Consider the following 14,894-nt stretch of genomic DNA (forward strand, 5'->3'; position numbering starts at 1 on the left):
GTGCGGCGGCGTGGGGTAGTGGTGGTCAGGGCGGGTATGCGGCCGGCAACGCTTATCTGGATGCTCTGGCTGGGTATCGCAGGGCGCAGGGTGGTAGGGCGACCTCGGTGGCGTGGGGTTCGTGGGATGAAGCGGGGATGCTGATCGACGTGGCCGGACAGCACCGTGAGCGTCTGGATGCGTTGGGTGTGGTGCCGATGCGGCCGGAGTTGGCGCTGGCCGCGTTGCAGCGTGTTTTGCATGATGACGAGACGACGATTGTCATCGCGGACATGGACTGGGCGCGGTTCGCGCCGATCTTCACCGCGGCCCGGGCGAGTGCTTTGCTGTCCGATCTGCCGGAGGTCGCCCAGGCGCTGCAGACCTCGGGAGGGGACCAGACGCTATCCGGCGGCCTGCGGCAGCAATTGGCCCAACTACCCCCTGCGGAACGCGAACAGGCCCTGCTTGCCCTGGTGCGGGAATCCGCCACCACCGTACTGGGACACGCCCCCAGCACACAGATCGATAGTGACCAGCCCTTCAAGGAACTCGGCTTCGACTCACTGACCGGCATCGAGCTACGCAACCTCCTCCAAGCCAAGACCGGAGCGAGCCTGCCCGCCAGCGTGGTGTTCGACTACCCGGATCCGGAGAGTCTTGCCAATGGCCTGGGGGCGATTTTGTTCCCGCCGACGGAACCTTCAAACCGCAGTGTCGGTATGATCTCGACGTCGCATCACGACTTGTTCGGCGAGTTGTACCTTCGGGCCATGGAGAACGGTCAGTTGGCGCATGCGCAAGAGCTCATGCTCAGTGGCGCACAGCTGCGTGCGAAATTCCATGATCCTGCCGAATTGGACGCCGCGCCTTCTGTTGTTCCGATCGGTTCGGCGCAGCACGGCCCGCACATGATCTGTGTGTGCCCGACGGTCATGACAACCGGACCGCAGGTTTACACACGTCTTGCGGAACAGTTCGCGGACGGCTGGACGGTGTCAGCCTTGGTTCCGCCCGGATTCGACGGCGGCGAAGCCCTGCCTGCGACTCGTGAGGCTTTGGTGCGCAGCTTGGCAGATTCGGTCGAAGAATACGTCGGGGATTCAGAGCTCTCGCTCGTCGGTCATTCCTCGGGTGGTGTGGTGGCGTATGAAGTCGCCAAGGAGCTTCAGGCGCGAGGTTTGGATCCCACTGCGGTGGTGTTGATAGATTCATACAGCTTCGACGGTGATGGCGGCCGGCCTGAAGAAATGTTCCGGAACGCGCTGAACGCAAGGATGATCGAGTACCTGCGCTGGGCGAGTGGCGACAAGCTGTCCGAGCGGATCACGGCCCAGGTGTGGAGTCTGGAGTTGCTCAGGGGTTGGCGGCCGGAAGGACTTTCCGCGCCGACACTGTACGTTCGCCCGATCCAGCCTCTTGTGGAAGAGGAGAAGCCCGAATGGCGAGGTGATGTCATATCGATGATGACCTCAGTCGCTGATGTACCCGGCGATCACTTCACCATCTTGGAAGGTGAGCATGTGGGTTCGACCGCTCGGGTCGTCGACCACTGGTTGAGGAACTTGCGATGACGACGCTGGTGCGCGCTGCCAGTTAGCGGTCGGCACCAGCGTCCAACAGAGAGGTGACAGTACCCTGTCCTGGGTGCGCTGTTGCCGCGCCCACTGCCCAACCAACGGCGATCCTGATGCGCAAGCCGGATCGCCTGATGCGCAAGCCGGATCGATGGCGCTTGCCCACACCCGTGGCGCGTTCGTGACCCGAAGACGAGGCGTTTCTCCTGCCGTACGCCGCGCGTACTACTCAAACGAGGGATGGGGTCGCTGGCCCCGCGCGGGACAATGAGCGGCGTACGAACTGACGGCCTAGGGTACAGGTTGGTGATCGGGACAGTCGTGTGCAGTCGGACCATGAACCCCACCGCCCCGCAGGCCATCGTGCGCTTCGGCCGCAGCGCCGGGAGAGCTGTGCCAGGCCCAGCGGGGTGCGGCCACTACGTGCCGCACACTTGGCCGGTCTCAACGCACAGCCGGTCGAAGATCCCTTGACGCTTCGTCAAATAGAAGTCGAGGGGGCACCTCGACCGTGACCCTGGCGGCTGGCGGTGAGTGCATGCGGATGGCAGCCGAGACGCCCGTGAGCGCCCGCCTGAGTACGGACCGCCAATGTTGTGCAGGCTTATGGCGTGAGGCCGCTGGTGCGGCTGGTGTCGATGCGTGGCCGACGCAGTGTGCCGGAGGCAGAGTTGGGCGGCCGGAGCCAGCGCGCGATGTGTGACGCCAGAGGTGGCCCGAGTGGGAGAGTTGCGTGCATCGGATGTGGAGGCGAAATGCGCGGCGCTGCGGACCACCTGGTATCGACTGACAAAAGTCGCTGAGTCGGCGTTGCGACAACTCGGGCGGGCGACCCTGAAGGCAGTGGTATGCGGTTGATCGTCGCCATCACGGGGACTACCGGTACAGCGTTGGGAGTCCGCCTGCTTCAGCGGTTGCGCGAGATCGGCTCGATCGAGACGCATCTCATCCTGAGTCGGTGGCCGAGAGCCACCCTGGAACCGGAGATTCCGTATTCCGTTGGTCAGGTTCGCGAGCTCGCCGATGTGACCTACGGTCCGGCGGACCAAGCCGCCCCGATCTTGAGCGGCATCTTGAGCGGCTCCTTCCTTGCGGATGGGATGATCGTGATCCCGTGCAGCAACGAAGCCCTCGCAGTGGTCCGCGCCGGATATGCGAGTGATCTGGTCACGAGAGCGACTGATGTCGTGATCAAGGAGCGGCGGCGCCTTGTCCTGGTGACGAGGGAGACGCCGCTTTCGGCGATTCATCTGGAGAACACGCTCGAACTCGCCCGGCTCTGGGTCACGACCATGCCGCCGACTCCTGCGCATTACACACGGCCGCAAGACATCGACGACGTCGTGGACAACTTCGTCGGCCGTGTTCTCGACCAGTTCGGGCCCGAAGTCGGGCCCGACTCCGCCGAGGTCCCCCGCTGGGCCGGGCTACCGACCAAGAGTCCGTTGAGCCCCGGCTAGCGTCGGCCACGCCGCCGACGACCGGTCCGTCCATCCTGAAGGGAACAGCTGAATGAAGCGACTCAAGGACCTTCGTGAGTATCTGGACGAGCTGAAGGCGCATGACGATGTGCGCCACATCGACGACCAGGTCGACCCTCATCTGGAGGCCGGTGCCGCGGCCCGCTACTCCTACGAGAACCGCGGACCAGCCCTGCTCCTGAATCACCTGACCGGACATGACCGGTTCTGCCGCATCCTGGCCGCGCCGGCGGGGCTCAGTTCCATCCCCGAATACCCTCTTGCCCGTATCGCGCTGTCCCTCGGGCTCGACGTCGCCGCGACGGCCCGCGAAATCATCGACGCTCTCGCGGCTTCGCGCACGCGGGAGCCGATCCCACCAGTCGTTGTCGACCATGCGCCGTGTCAGGACAACGTGTTGCTCGGTGAGGAAGCCGACCTCGATCGGTTCCCGGCGCCGATGCTTCACGACGGCGACGGGGGGCCCTACATCAACACCTGGGGGACGATCATCGTCTCGACTCCTGACGGGTCGTTCACCAACTGGGCGATCGCCCGCGTGATGAAGATCGATGGCCGACGAATGACCGGCACCTTCATTCCCACCCAGCACCTCGGGCAGATCCGGAAGCAGTGGTCCGACCTCGGCCGCCCTATGCCCTTCGCTATTGTGCAAGGAACCGAACCCGGCATTCCGTTCATTGCGAGCATGCCGCTCCCCGATGGGGTCGAGGAAGCGGCATTCCTCGGAACGCACTTCGGTGAGCCCATGGAGCTGGTCAAGTGCACCACCCTGGACCTGCTGGTCCCCGCGAGCGCGGAGATCGTCATCGAAGGACACGTCATGCCGGGGCGCACCGCGGTCGAGGGGCCGATGGGCGAGTACGCCGGCTACCAGCCACGGCACACCAGCATGCAACCGGAATACGTGGTGGAGGCGATCACCTACCGGGACGAACCCATCTGGCCTATCTCCGTTGCAGGTGAGCCGGCCGACGAGACACACACCGCGTGGGGCCTGGTCACGGCCGCGGAGGCCCTCGCTCAGCTGCGGGCGGCGAATCTGCCGGTTTCCACCGCGTGGATGCCCTTCGAATCCGCTTCCCACTGGCTCGTTATCACCCTCCCTGAGGATTGGCGGGAGCAGTTGCCCGGCGTCGGCACAGACGAGATGTGCTTGCGCATCTCACAAGTCCTGTCCAATACCCGCATCGAGGCCATATTCACGCGGATCTTCGTCCTCGACGACGACATCGACCCGTCCAACCCCACAGAGCTGGCCTGGGCAATAGCGACCCGGGTGAGCCCCGCGCGCGGACGCATCATCCGACACGGCATGATCAACCCGCTCGCGGGATGCTATTCCGACCAGGAACGCCGCCTCGGCTACGGTCCCAAGGCCGTCCTGAACGGCCTCCAAGCACCGTCCGGAGAGCGCAACACACGCAGCTCCTTCCGCCACAGCTACCCAGAAGCGGTGCAACAGCGAGTGATTGAGCTTCTTGCCCAGTAGGCGCGGCCTGCCTCCCGTGGTGATCGAGGAAGCACTTCCAGGAGCGGACACAGGCAAGGAGCGGCGGGACGTCTGAGGGGGGAGGGTGCCTTCGAAGTTGAGCGGTGCGTCCCGTTGGGCGAGCCAGTTACCCGTCGCAGTGAGTGACTGACGTGGCGGGCATCGGCCCTGTATGCGGAGCGCCCGTGGGCACATGTGATCATTTCGGTGCTCTACGCAGAGGCGAGGAGGCTGCGCAGGTTCTCCTTGGCGATCCACCCGGTCAGCAGCGTCTGGCTGATCCTGCCCTCACCCACCAGCGCGTTCCACATCGTCGCGAACTGCTTTGAACGGCACGTAACTCGGCGCTAGTCGTGTCTGCGCTGTGAGGCGCTGCTGGTCCTTGGTTGGTATACAAAAGCTGGCCGGTAGGCCACGAGGAAAGCCTGCGGTGTACTCGTGGCGATGCCGTACGCAGTCGGGCTTGTCCCTGTCCAACTTCGTGCACGACCCGGCAACGTCCTGGTGGCGTGCGACCTGGTCGCGGGTAACGAGGGAGCCCGGTCGACTACTTCTGCGCCCCGGGCTGTCGCTGGGTACTGGATGCAGGCATCGAGGCGTGCTTCGGCTCGATCGACCACGTGGCCCTGACGGAACCGGGTGCGTCACCTGGTGAAGGAAAAGGGCGTCTTGTCGCTAGTCAAAGCCTTCCTCAAGGCCGGGGTGCTCACGGAACTTGGTGATAGCAAGGAGGCGCTGACCTGCACCAAGCAAGGCGGCATTGTCAGCCTCCAACACAATAGAGAACTGCTGCTTCGAAGTGGCGTCGCGTCACCGGTGGTTGGGGAAGCTACCTTGCGCTGCGAGTAGGCTTGGCCATGAGGGGTAGTACTTTCGTGGCATGCCGCGTGGTGACCGTGTCTGGCGGCGGCGGTGTCTGACCGGCGTCGAACCAATGGCCAGCTTGCGCAACCCGGCGATCGGCGTCCACCGCCAGGACGGCCGCAGCATCAGCCCTCCGCCCCGCCGTCCGCGACTACCAACGACCCTTTTCAGCCCTCGGCTTATCTGATGAACCCGGACAGGACGCCATCATGCAAAGACCGTGCGTACGGGCTGGACATGCCGCAAGTCGTGTGTCTCGCACGACTCACCTCAGATAACTCATGCCAACAGAGGGTGGGCGCGAAACATTGGGTTAACCAATGTTGGTCCCGCAGCAGGATTAAAAGCGCACATTAGGGGGCAAGTCGGAAAAATCGGATGGTCGGGAACCGAGACCGGCTTAGGCGCGATAATGAGTCCAGAAGGGGGGCGCAGGGGCGGAGGAACCTGCTTCGGAAGTTGCCAGGTGGTCCAAGAGACCACATGCGCACACGTGCGCGCACTATCCCGGAAGACGTCGACGAAAGGTAAGTGGGCATCATGTGTGATTGCCGGTGCCGGGTGCACACCCAGCTTCTCCACAGCCTGTCTGACGATTTCGTGACCGCTCTCGTGGCGGGTGATGTCCGTGATTGCTCGCTTGCGCTCTCGGTATCCGCTTGGCTCGGCGGTGAAGTAAAGCGAGGGATTGAGTTAGCGTCGTATGCCGCAGACTCCGCACACGGGAATTGTGACGGAGGTTGCGCGAGGCTCGCGAAGATATGGCATGCCCAGCTCTTGACTCGTATACGCGATTTGAAGGCGGGGGCACGCGTCCTGGACGGTATGGGTGTACCGGCCGACGTTCCTGATGGTGACGGGGTTTCAGCCGCTTTGATGGTTTGCCGAGCTGAGCTCGCTCTCGCGTCGGGCGACGTTGGCGGCGCGGTCGCCAAGGCGGGCGTCGGAGTCGGGTTGGCAGAGCAGGCCGGTGTCCATGTCCTGTTGCCGAACCTGCATGTCATCCTGGCTGTGGGTGCTGTGCGACAGTCCGACATGACCGCGGGCCTGGAGTATGCGCGCCTGTTGGGCGACGACGCTCTTATCGGCCGCACGGTTTACGTACGTGGTCAATGCGCGTGGGCCACAGCCCAGGCGTTTGAGGCCGATAACGGCGCGGCAAGTATTTCCCATCTCGTGGAGCGCCTGATTATCGATGATCGGCTCAATCGGGAACTCCTCGTCGCTCAGCCTTCTGCCGCGGCGTGGCTTGTTCGGGTCGCGCGAGGTATGGGGGAGGAAGGGCTCGCGCTGAAATGCGTGGAGCGAGCTGACATGCTCGCAAGGGGGTCTTGGGGCTTTCGTACGCTCCATGCGGCAGCGTTGCACGCGGAAGGGCTGTTCGAGAATAATCCCGACAAACTGCGAGCCGCCAGCGACCTTCATCTGGATCGCTGGGCGGCAGCCTCCGCCAGCGAGGATCAGGCCAAGGTATGGTCCGCGCAGCGCATGGGCCGCGATCGCGCTGTCGAGCAGTTGAAGAACGCGGCCGCCGCCTATGAGGAGGTCGGCGCGGCTCGCGACCTCGCTCGAGTTGCAAGTAAACTCAGGGATCTCGGTGTGCGTTCCGGGCGAGTAATGCGACCGATGCGGCGCAACGGCCACACGATAGGGTTTCTGACGGATACGGAGTTCGCGGTGGCCAACTTGGTGAGTCAGGGATTGACGAACGTCCAAGTAGGCCGCCAGCTCTATATATCCACTCACACCGTCGCATTCCATCTGAAGAAGATCTTCCGGAAGTTGGAGGTTTCTTCGCGAGTGGAACTGGCCTGTGCGTGGGTGAATCTCACATCGGACCAACTGGCACTGCCCGGAATATCGAAACAGCGCACAATGGCGCTTACAGCCTCGACCTGACGGTCACGCAGTTTTCGCGGGCACGCACGTGCTCGCCTTGGTGACCTGTGTCGGTTTGTCAGTGATGCTTGAGCGTTGATGTGTCAGCGGCCTGGAGTGGCGTTGGCCGTGGCCGGGATGACGACGGTCGGGGTCAGGCACCGCAGGCCCGGCGCTGGTGAGGGGCGGTGGTCAGTGCCGCCGTGTGGAGGGATCGGCGAGGGGCCGTTCCAGCGCGGCGTGACGATCGGCGAGGTCAGCGAGCAGTTCGGCGTCGACGGCAAGATCGTACGTCGCTGTGCGCGGGCCGCCGCCGCCCAGGCGCTGATGCGGGAGCGGCCGGCCCGCACCAGCGAAACAACCCCTCACAGGCCCTACCTCGTCCGCCGGTGGTCCGAGGAATGCGACAACGCGTAAACCCTTGGCGGGATGAGATCGGCGCTTGGGGCTCCCAGGGCAGCGGCAGGAGCGCCCGCCGTTGCCTCCGCCTTAACTCCCTTGTCCAGCAGGGCGGTTCACGACAGGCGCCGTGCGACTTCCGCTGTCGCCGACGTGGTCCGATGGGTCATCGGCCGCCCGGAGAAGCAGAGCGACCAGGCCCGGCAGGGCCTGTGAAGGACGTGTGCGCCCGCTGCCCGAACGTCGCCGACGCCACCCGCCTGGTGCGCGGCTTCGCGACCATCCCGCGCCGCAGCGACGGTCACCGCCTGGGCGACTGGCCCGCCGAGGCGAACGAGTGAGGGATCACGGGAATCCGCACTTCGCCAACCCGCGACTTCCCCCCGAGGTGCGGTCTGACTTGCTCAAAACTGCGCACCGGCACCGCCATGGCCCGGAACGACATCGTCGGCAACGCACCGCGCGGGCTGCGCCGTCGAATTCTCGCGACGGCGCAGCGAACCACGGGATCAGTCGCGGTGAGGCAAACCGGCCCAGAACCGTGTCATCGCCTCGACCGCGGGGCGCGGATCCATCTCCGGCCACCAGTGCACCACCCCCTCAAGGAGGGCGACTTCCGCGCCAGCCCGTTGCGCCGACCACTGATGCATGGCCAGTGTCCCATTGGGATCGGCAGTGGGAACGAGGGCAAGCCCAGGCCGCTGACGAGCCCGCGCGAGACCTTTTCCGGCCTCGGCCATCACCGGTTGGGCGGCCGAGCGCAGCAGGGACAGCACAGCCCGGCCGAGTTCCTCGTCAAAGCCAGCGGCGAGGCGCTCGGCGACGGCTCCGCTGATGCCCATGCCGTTCACGACAGCCGTCCTCTGTTCGAAGGTACCGCCAAAGAGCTTCGCCACCGAGGCCTCACCGGCCCCCTCCTGCTGCCAGCCCTGCGCCAACGGGTGCCAGACGTAGTCCGGGGCGAACAACTGCATCGTGTCCGAGACCCAGCTGCGGATCAGGTCGGGACGATGCATGGCCACCTGCACCACGTGTGCGCCGCCCCAGTCATGGCCCACGAGGTCAACTGGGCGTGCGAACGCCTCCAACCGTGACACCAGCCATTCGCGATAGCCAACTACGGTGGCCTCGAAGCCACTGGGCAGGGGCACGCCGAACCCCGGTGGGGACAGTGTGAACACATCGTCACGGTCCAGCAGCTTGAGTACCGGCCCCCACACCGCGGCGTTCTCCGGGTTGCCGTGAACGAGGACGAGCGGCGGCCGCGCCGCGCTGTCTCTGCCCTCAATGTCGTTTGCCATGTCGTCCCTTCGATCTGTCACATCGGTTGGGTCCCCGGCCTTGCTCTGCCAGGTCCTCGGCGAGACAGCGGCCACGTCTGTGCGGCTCAGTAGCCGCCGCGTGAGCCCGCGTGGTGGGCGGCGAAGCGGGTCAACCGAGCCGACGCCGTTCCATGAGGTAGCCAAGCGCCACGAGGGCAAGCGAGGGTACAGCGAACTTGGCCTGTGGGAACCTGGCGGTGCCGGGCGGGTCCACGGCCTTGGACCCGGGATAGAACAGCGCGGAGATGTTGGTGACCCAGTACAACGCCGCACAGATGGCGGCGGCATCGAGTGCCTCGTGTGTGTCGCGGGGACCTTTCCAGAGGTGCCACAGGCTCGCGCCGCCGAGCGCGGCGCCCATGCTCATCGTCTGCGCGTTGTGGAACTTGGCATGTGGCGGCCACACGGGGTTGTAGATGTGGGTCTCGTTCCAGTCGAACTTGTATGGGCCTATGGCTGATTCGACCGCCACGAGTGAGATCAGGACCTTCCCGATCCCCAACCGGCCCTGGATCCTGGGCATGACGCTTCTCCCTCACTGCCGGGGGCGCGCCTTGGGCCGTCCCACCGGGTAGTAGTCCGATGCGTCCGCCGTAGCCTGCCTGCTGCGAACGCGTAACCGACGTTACGTCGGCTCGCGCTTGGGTTTCCTAGGTGAAACCGTCGACGCTCAGGTGCGGCACGGCCGCGTCCGGCCGTACCTGGGAACGAGTCATGACGGTCGCGGGCGGCCAGAGTCGTCGTACTGCCGCTGAGCCCTCCGCACGAGCGGCATGTTGTCGTCGGACCACTCGACCATCAACCGGAATATGGGGCTGAGGGACAGACCAAGGTCAGTGATCTCGTAGTCGACGCGGGGCGGGACCTGCGGGTGGTGGGTCCGGATGAGCAGGCCGTCGCGTTCCAACTGGCGAAGGCGCTCGGTGAGTGTTTTCGCGGTGATGGTGCCGAGACGCTCGCGTAGTTCGTTGAACCGCATCGGTCCCTGGTGCTGGAGCAGCCAAAGGATCGGTGTCGTCCAGCGGCTGAACACGACGTCGACGAGGGGCGACACCGGGCACGGGTCATACGGTTGCTGACGGATGGTCCCGGTGGCTGTTGCGGCGCGGGCTGATGTCATCTCACCGATTCTTTCTGAATGCCCATTCGTGGAGTTTGGGGCAATTGTGGTGCGGCCGTGTCCTCGGGTGCGAGGACGGTCAGCAGGAGAGGCGCAGCGTTCGCGCGAGCGCACGCAGGACGGCACCACTCGGGTGCGTGCGGCCCTGCTCGGGACATTTGACGTAGTCCGGTGAGACGCTGACGAGCCAGGCGACCTCCTCGCGACGCCGATCCCGGCGTCCTGCGAGAATCGCGCCCGAAGTTCAAGTCCACGTCTGCGTGTTGGGCGCGAGCGCGCCAGGAGCGTTGCAGCGTCGCCAGATTCGGTGTGTCGCCCATCACCCCATTGTCGACCCTCGGCCCTCTCCGTGGGGGTCCCGGCCCGGGCCACTCTCCCCGATCGGGCGGGTGTCAGCGTGAGCTGCGGCCGAAATGCGAGCGAGAGGGAGCAGCGCCGACAACCGGATGCAGGTAACCCCGGGGACCGCGCAAACCGAGACCTGGTCAAGCCCGCGCGCTCGGCTGGCGTCCATCTCCTCAGACGCCGCATTCTCCTCGCCAGCTGGCCCATTTCACGGAAGGTGCCGATATCACCAGGACCGTTGGCGCGGTACGTGTTCTCTCTGCGGATCGCAGCGGTGCTTCAGTGGCCGAGGGCTTCGCGCAGCTCTTGCTTGTTCATCGTCGAGCGTCCTTCGATGTGCTTCTTCTTCGCCTCTTCGTAGAGCTGGTCCTTGGTCGGCCCCTGGGCCCCGCGATGGGAACGCTCGCCGCCGCGCTGGGAGGCGGATTTCGGATCTTGCGTGGAGGTCCTGCTGGCCGATTCCGTCTCTCCTGAGCGCGCCCGCTCCTTGTTGACGGTGCGCGCGGCGATCTCCTTCGCCCGCCCCTGGGAGGCGCCGCGCTTCTCGGCGCTCTCCTTGATGTGCTCGTACTGCCGCTCCCGCTTACGGCTGGATCCTGCTGGCATCACGCTTCTCCTCCTCGTTGCAGGCTTCGTGCTCTTGGTGTCGCTCCGCCTACCCGCGACGGGCCCTGATACGACCGCCGGGTCGCTTCTCCCACTCCACGCCTTCCGGGAACCACGCGCTACCCGGGTGCAGACGCCACCGGCTCGCCTTGTTACTTGCCGTGTTACTTGCCGCGCCCGGTGAAGAAGTCCCGGACGCGGTCCACCAGCCCGATACCAGGGGCTAGGAGCTTGTTGGCCGGCGGGGTGCTGGGGGAACCAGGATGAGGGCGCGTCGGGGCGGTCTTCTTCGCGGTGCGGATCTTCTCGCCGAGCAGTTCCAGGACGTAGGGGTGGCAGCTCGCTCGCAGTTTGACGAAGAGGTTGCCCTCCTCGTCCTGAACGTGGGCGGTCACCTCGGTCCTTAGCCTGACGAGGAGATGGGCGAAGTCGGGGTCGTCGGCGGCGCGTCCCTCAAGGTCCTTGAGAAGCCCCTCCACACGTTTGTGGTCGGCGATCTCCTTGTCGGCCAGAGCATCGCCATCGGCCACGTGCTCACGCACCGCGGGGTAGAGGTGCTGCTCCTCAGCGACCGCATGCCGTACCAGCTCGGTGGTGAGATGATCGACGAGGTGCTTACGCTCCGAACCTTCCGGAGCGATCCGCTCGATCTGCTGAAAGAGATCTTCCACCTCACGGTGGTCAGCTGTCAGCTCCGCGATGACATCGGCGCCGTGTCCCATTCCGCATACCGCCTTTCCAAGAGCAGGCGCAGCCGGGGTACTCCGCGGGACGCGTTTCCCCTTTCAGGGCACGCTAACTCTCCTTGCCGGGGATTGCCGCTGGATGGCTTTGATCTCCGCGGGCGGGGGTCCCCGGCCCGGTTCGCTGACTGTCAGTCCGGCGGTTCCTGGGGGGCGGCCTCGTCTCCCGCGGTGCCGTCTCCGTCCCCGTCAGTCGGCCCGGAGCCTGCCTCGTCCGTGTCCGGGTATGTGCCCGACTCCTGCACGTCGGAGGCGGGCGTGTCCTCGTCGTCCGGCGCCTCCTGCGGCGGTGGCAGATCGCGCGGCACAGGGCCGGAGTCCGGCTCCGGTGTCCCGTTGTTGTCCATGTCCTTCCTCCTTTGGTCCCTTACCGTTCCGATGAGGGGACAACTCATTTGGCCAGAGGCTCATCGAGTGCGGCGTGCACCAGTCCCGTCCGCGAGCTGAGTCGTCGCGCCGCAGGACGAGACCGGCCAGCCACTCGGGCGAGGCGGGCAGGGCGATCCGCTCGGCACCGGCCGGGGCCTTGTGCCCGCGGATTCCTGCCGGTCGGCATGCACTTCCGGCGGGGAGACGACCACGGCCGTCGGCCCGATTCCCGGCACGTCCCGGGGCGCTCCGCTCCGTCTGCCATGCGTTTCCCCTGCCCGGATCTGCCGTGGCAATGCGACAGTTTGTCCGGTTCGGCCCCGGGCAGGCGCCGACCATGGCTGGTAGCAGCGGTAAGGACGAGCAGGGTGGGAAATCCCGCAGCGGCCGCTCGGCGGACTCGTTGCGGAAGTACCACGGCAAGCGCACGGCCGAACGCACGCCCGAGCCGATGGGTGGCGCCTCGCCGAAGGGCGGCAAGTGGCGGTTCGTCGTCCAGAAGCACGCGGCGACCGCGCTGCACTACGACTTCCGGCTGGAGGCGGGCGGCGTGCTGAAGTCGTGGGCCGTGCCCAAGGGGCCGTCCACCAACCCCAAGGACAAGCGCCTGGCGATGCGTACCGAGGATCATCCCGTCGACTATCTGGGGTTCGAGGGCGTCATCCCACGCGGCGAGTACGGCGCGGGCAAGGTCATCGTCTGGGACACCGGAACCTATCGCAACCTCACCGAGCGCGACGGCAAGAAGGTTCCCGTCTCCAAGGGCGTCGACGAAGGCCACATCAAGGTGTGGTTGGAAGGCGAGAAACTCCATGGCGGCTACGCGCTGACCCGCACCGGACGGGACGGCGACCGCGAGCGCTGGATCATGATCAAACTCTCCGACGAGGGAGCGGACGCCCGCCGCAACCCGGTCAGCACCGAACCGGCCTCGGTGCGCAGTGGCCGCACCCTCGACGAACTCGATGACAGCTGACCCAGGTCGAGTGTCACCAGGTCGATGAGGGAGACCGGGGCCAAGCAGTCGGTTGGCGATGCCCCACGCCGAACGGATTCCGTCCCCGGCGGAGAGCCTGCCAGCACTGGTGCCGCACGTCAGGGCCGCCGCCCCGCGAGTCGATGAGGTCCGGACTGTCCAGGGCTGCCCCATCCGGGTCGGCATCGGCGAGGCGCTGGAGCCCCTTCGACATTTCGTGGCGACTTCGCGAACCCTCCCGCCTTTGTTGCCTTCGCTTGCGGAGGTGCGTTGTGGCCGCGACCACTTCTGGCCCGGGCTTCGGCATGGCGTGGCGAGACCCCCGTCATGCGACCGTGGCGCACGACGGGGGGCGTCGCACCTTGTCAAACGCGGCAGGACAACACCTACGGGTGGTTTCGGTGACGGCCGTACATGAGTGCTCGGCGGCCGGGGGAATGCGTGGTCATTCGAATGGCGGAACGTAAGCGGAATGAGTTCCCCCACAAGCTGTCACGCCACCTGGAGCCACCGCATGGAGAACCCCGGCACCGTATGGGACTGCCCGTTCAAGCACGAGACCGCTCTGGAGTTCGACCCGCTGATGCGCCGATTACTCGATGAGGAACCGGTCGCCAGGATCCGTATGCCGCACGGCGACGGCGAGGCATGGCTGGTCACCAGGTACGAGGACGTCCGCACCGTGACCACCGACCGCCGCTTCAGCCGCGCCGCGGGCATCGGGCGCGACCTGCCCAGGATGACCCCGGAACCCATCGCGCAGGCCGAGTCGATCAACCTGATGGACCCCCCGGCCCACAACCATCTGCGCAGGCTGGTGGCGAAGGCGTTCACCAACCGCCAGGTCGAGGCGATGCGCCCGAAGACCCAGCGGATCGTGGACGAGCTGCTGGACGAGATGGAAGCCCACGGCAGGCCCGCCGACCTGGTGCGGCACCTGTCGTCCCGACTGCCGCTGATGACCATCAGCGAGATGCTCGGCATACCCGAGGAAGACCGCCCCCGGCTGCGCCACTGCGCCATCACCATGATGTCCACCTCCCCGACCGGACGCGAGGCGGCTGCCACGGCGAAGGCGGAACTGCGCGGGTACTTCACCGAACTGACCGCCCAGCGTCGCCGCGATCCCGGCGACGACCTGCTGAGCGCGCTGGCCACCTCACGCGACGGCGAGGACCTGCTGGACGACGCCGAACTGGCCGTCATGGGACAGGTGTTGATGGTCACCGGCCATGACACCAGCACCTATCAGATCAGCAACATCGTCTACACCCTGCTCACCCGCCCCGAAGCGCTCGCCACCCTGCGCGCCCGGTCGGAACTGCTTCCGAAGGCCATCGAGGAACTGCTGCGTTTCATACCCTTCCGCCAGGGCGTCGGCATCGCCCGGATCGCCATGGAGGACGTGGAGATCGGCGGGGTGACCGTTCGCAAGGGGGAGCCGGTACACGTTTCGTACCTCTGCGCCAACCGCGACGAGCGGGTTTTCGAACGGCCCGACGAACTGGACCTGGAACGCGGTGCCGCGAACCACATGACATTCGGGCACGGAACCCACCACTGCGCCGGTGCGCACCTGGCCAGGATGGAACTCCAGATCGCCGTCGGCACCCTGCTGCACCGTTTCCCGAAGTTGCGGTTGGCGGTGCCTCGCGATGAGATTGACTGGAACAGCGGATCGATTTGGCGGTATCCGCAGGCCCTACCGGTCTCCTGGTGAAGCCGGTGGGCTCACCGGACGCC

General features: G+C 65.9%; 15 protein-coding genes. 8 read left to right on the top strand and 7 right to left on the bottom strand.

Features of this window, described 5'->3' with window-relative positions; translation table 11 throughout:
• The 6 genes from P3G67_RS32560 to P3G67_RS32585 all read left to right on the top strand — a co-directional run.
• A partial coding sequence (locus P3G67_RS32560) for an alpha/beta fold hydrolase (protein WP_276096710.1) occupies positions 1-1,553 on the top strand: 1,553 nt, incomplete at its 5' end.
• An 851-nt stretch (positions 1,554-2,404) separates the two neighbouring features.
• Entirely contained in the window at positions 2,405-3,016 is a 612-nt protein-coding gene (locus tag P3G67_RS32565; RefSeq protein WP_276096711.1) for a UbiX family flavin prenyltransferase, read from the top strand.
• Between the two features lie 52 nt (positions 3,017-3,068).
• Positions 3,069-4,529 (top strand): UbiD family decarboxylase, encoded by a 1,461-nt coding sequence (locus P3G67_RS32570; RefSeq protein WP_276096712.1) that lies wholly within the window; start codon positions 3,069-3,071, stop codon positions 4,527-4,529.
• A 1,689-nt stretch (positions 4,530-6,218) separates the two neighbouring features.
• Positions 6,219-7,292 (top strand): response regulator transcription factor, encoded by a 1,074-nt coding sequence (locus P3G67_RS32575; protein ID WP_276096713.1) that lies wholly within the window; start codon positions 6,219-6,221, stop codon positions 7,290-7,292.
• Positions 7,293-7,466: 174 nt separating this feature from the next.
• Positions 7,467-7,688, top strand: a complete 222-nt coding sequence (locus P3G67_RS32580; RefSeq protein WP_276096714.1) for a hypothetical protein — start codon at positions 7,467-7,469, stop codon at positions 7,686-7,688.
• Positions 7,689-7,882: 194 nt separating this feature from the next.
• On the top strand, positions 7,883-8,011 hold the full coding sequence (locus P3G67_RS32585; RefSeq protein ID WP_276096715.1) for a hypothetical protein: 129 nt from the start codon (positions 7,883-7,885) through the stop codon (positions 8,009-8,011).
• A gap of 168 nt (positions 8,012-8,179) precedes the next feature.
• Here the strand turns inward: P3G67_RS32585 and P3G67_RS32590 are convergent, their stop codons facing one another.
• The 7 genes from P3G67_RS32590 to P3G67_RS32620 form a co-directional block, all read right to left on the bottom strand.
• Positions 8,180-8,971 (bottom strand): alpha/beta fold hydrolase, encoded by a 792-nt coding sequence (locus tag P3G67_RS32590; protein ID WP_276096716.1) that lies wholly within the window; start codon positions 8,969-8,971, stop codon positions 8,180-8,182.
• A 130-nt stretch (positions 8,972-9,101) separates the two neighbouring features.
• Positions 9,102-9,515, bottom strand: coding sequence for a DUF6640 family protein (locus P3G67_RS32595; protein WP_276096717.1), 414 nt, complete (start codon positions 9,513-9,515; stop codon positions 9,102-9,104).
• 189 nt (positions 9,516-9,704) lie between these two features.
• Positions 9,705-10,112 (bottom strand): winged helix-turn-helix transcriptional regulator, encoded by a 408-nt coding sequence (locus P3G67_RS32600; RefSeq protein ID WP_276096718.1) that lies wholly within the window; start codon positions 10,110-10,112, stop codon positions 9,705-9,707.
• 79 nt (positions 10,113-10,191) lie between these two features.
• Positions 10,192-10,344 (bottom strand): helix-turn-helix domain-containing protein, encoded by a 153-nt coding sequence (locus tag P3G67_RS32605; protein WP_313881771.1) that lies wholly within the window; start codon positions 10,342-10,344, stop codon positions 10,192-10,194.
• Between the two features lie 392 nt (positions 10,345-10,736).
• Entirely contained in the window at positions 10,737-11,063 is a 327-nt protein-coding gene (locus tag P3G67_RS32610; RefSeq protein WP_276096719.1) for a plasmid stabilization protein, read from the bottom strand.
• Positions 11,064-11,227: 164 nt separating this feature from the next.
• Entirely contained in the window at positions 11,228-11,785 is a 558-nt protein-coding gene (locus P3G67_RS32615) for a hemerythrin domain-containing protein (protein WP_276096720.1), read from the bottom strand.
• 152 nt (positions 11,786-11,937) lie between these two features.
• Positions 11,938-12,153 (bottom strand): hypothetical protein, encoded by a 216-nt coding sequence (locus P3G67_RS32620; protein ID WP_276096721.1) that lies wholly within the window; start codon positions 12,151-12,153, stop codon positions 11,938-11,940.
• 359 nt (positions 12,154-12,512) lie between these two features.
• Here P3G67_RS32620 and P3G67_RS32625 point away from each other — a divergent pair, with 359 nt between their 5' ends.
• A complete protein-coding gene (locus tag P3G67_RS32625) occupies positions 12,513-13,151 on the top strand; it encodes a DNA polymerase ligase N-terminal domain-containing protein (protein WP_276096722.1) in 639 nt (212 codons plus the stop codon).
• A 514-nt stretch (positions 13,152-13,665) separates the two neighbouring features.
• Positions 13,666-14,871 carry a cytochrome P450 gene (locus P3G67_RS32630; protein ID WP_276096723.1) on the top strand — a complete coding sequence of 402 codons (1,206 nt, stop codon included), beginning with the start codon at positions 13,666-13,668 and terminating at the stop codon, positions 14,869-14,871.
• Positions 14,872-14,894: the final 23 nt, after the last annotated feature.

Origin of the sequence: Streptomyces silvisoli, assembly GCF_029269905.1 — a bacterium.
Taxonomy (GTDB): Bacteria; Actinomycetota; Actinomycetes; order Streptomycetales; family Streptomycetaceae; genus Streptantibioticus_A; species Streptantibioticus_A silvisoli_A.

Coding starts and splice junctions, on each gene's coding strand:
- P3G67_RS32620 (WP_276096721.1), bottom strand. CDS start 12,153: ATGGACAACAACGGGACACCGGAGCCGGACTCCGGCCCTGTGCCGCGC.
- P3G67_RS32600 (WP_276096718.1), bottom strand. CDS start 10,112: ATGACATCAGCCCGCGCCGCAACAGCCACCGGGACCATCCGTCAGCAA.
- P3G67_RS32570 (WP_276096712.1), top strand. CDS start 3,069: ATGAAGCGACTCAAGGACCTTCGTGAGTATCTGGACGAGCTGAAGGCG.
- P3G67_RS32610 (WP_276096719.1), bottom strand. CDS start 11,063: ATGCCAGCAGGATCCAGCCGTAAGCGGGAGCGGCAGTACGAGCACATC.
- P3G67_RS32630 (WP_276096723.1), top strand. CDS start 13,666: ATGGAGAACCCCGGCACCGTATGGGACTGCCCGTTCAAGCACGAGACC.
- P3G67_RS32575 (WP_276096713.1), top strand. CDS start 6,219: ATGGGTGTACCGGCCGACGTTCCTGATGGTGACGGGGTTTCAGCCGCT.
- P3G67_RS32625 (WP_276096722.1), top strand. CDS start 12,513: ATGGCTGGTAGCAGCGGTAAGGACGAGCAGGGTGGGAAATCCCGCAGC.
- P3G67_RS32615 (WP_276096720.1), bottom strand. CDS start 11,785: ATGGGACACGGCGCCGATGTCATCGCGGAGCTGACAGCTGACCACCGT.
- P3G67_RS32595 (WP_276096717.1), bottom strand. CDS start 9,515: ATGCCCAGGATCCAGGGCCGGTTGGGGATCGGGAAGGTCCTGATCTCA.
- P3G67_RS32590 (WP_276096716.1), bottom strand. CDS start 8,971: ATGGCAAACGACATTGAGGGCAGAGACAGCGCGGCGCGGCCGCCGCTC.
- P3G67_RS32565 (WP_276096711.1), top strand. CDS start 2,405: ATGCGGTTGATCGTCGCCATCACGGGGACTACCGGTACAGCGTTGGGA.